Source organism: Kocuria sp. CPCC 205258 (genome assembly GCF_040981005.1).
Classification (GTDB): domain Bacteria; phylum Actinomycetota; class Actinomycetes; order Actinomycetales; family Micrococcaceae; genus Kocuria; species Kocuria rosea.
This window is the reverse complement of the sequence record NZ_JAVKPS010000028.1, coordinates 1-1,136: the sequence shown is the minus strand read 5'-3', so window position 1 is coordinate 1,136 and position 1,136 is coordinate 1. Positions and strand designations below refer to the sequence as shown.

Genomic DNA, 1,136 nt, shown 5'->3' with positions numbered 1-1,136 from the left:
GGTGCGGTCGGCCGCTGGGGTCAGTCGGGGAGGCGGTTGCCGGTGGCGGTGTCGAACAGGTGCACGTGGTCGAGGTTCGGGGCGACCCAGATCGTGGCCCCGGCCCTCGGCGGGGTGCGGCCCTCGACCCGGACGATGATCTCGTGGGCCCCGGCGGCGTCCTCCTCCACGGTCCCGGTCGGGTCCACCGTCACGACCGTGTTCGCCGCGGTGACCGGGGCGAGGTGGCCGTAGACGAAGGCGTCGGCGCCGAGCTCCTCGACCACGTCGGCCTCGATCGGCAGCCCGGTGCCCTCGGCGGCCGGGTGCAGGTCCTCCGGGCGGATCCCGACGGTGACCTTGTCCCCGGTCAGGGCCGCCTGCTGCGCGGCGGTGAGCTCGATGCGCATCGTGCCGAAGGTCGCCGCCCCGCCCGCCACGGGCACCCGGAAGAGGTTCATCGCCGGGGACCCGATGAACCCGGCCACGAACTCCGTGGCCGGCCGGTCGTAAAGCTTGCGCGGGGTGTCGACCTGCATCAGCAGCCCGTCCTTGAGCACCGCGACCCGGTCGCCCATGGTCATCGCCTCGACCTGGTCGTGGGTGACGTAGACGGTGGTGACCCCCAGCCGGCGGGTCAGGGAGGCGATCTGGGTGCGGGTCTGCACGCGCAGCTTCGCGTCCAGGTTCGACAGCGGCTCGTCCATCAGGAACACCTGCGGGGAGCGCACGATGGCACGGCCCATGGCCACGCGCTGGCGCTGCCCGCCGGACAGGGCCTTGGGCTTGCGGTCCAGGTAGTCGGTCAGGTCCAGGATCTTCGCCGCCTCCTCGACCCGGCGGCGGCGCTCCTCGGGGCTGATCTTGGCGATCTTCAGGGCGAAGCCCATGTTCTCGGCCACGGTCATGTGCGGGTAGAGGGCGTAGTTCTGGAAGACCATCGCGATGTCGCGGTCCCGGGAGGGGACGTCGGTGACGTCGCGGTCGCCGATGTAGATGTTGCCCCCGGTGACCTCTTCCAGGCCGGCGAGCATCCGCAGGGTGGTGGACTTCCCGCACCCGGAAGGGCCGACCAGGACGAGGAACTCCCCGTCGGCGATGTCCAGGTTCAGGTCGGTGACCGAGGGCCGCTCGGCCCCGGGGTACTGGCAGGTCAC

1 protein-coding gene is annotated in these 1,136 nt (G+C 71.7%); it reads right to left on the bottom strand.

Annotated elements, in window-relative coordinates; all coding sequences use genetic code 11:
- Positions 1-20 precede the first annotated feature (20 nt).
- Positions 21-1,136 (bottom strand): ABC transporter ATP-binding protein, encoded by a 1,116-nt coding sequence (locus RF644_RS18645; RefSeq protein ID WP_368797655.1) that lies wholly within the window; start codon positions 1,134-1,136, stop codon positions 21-23.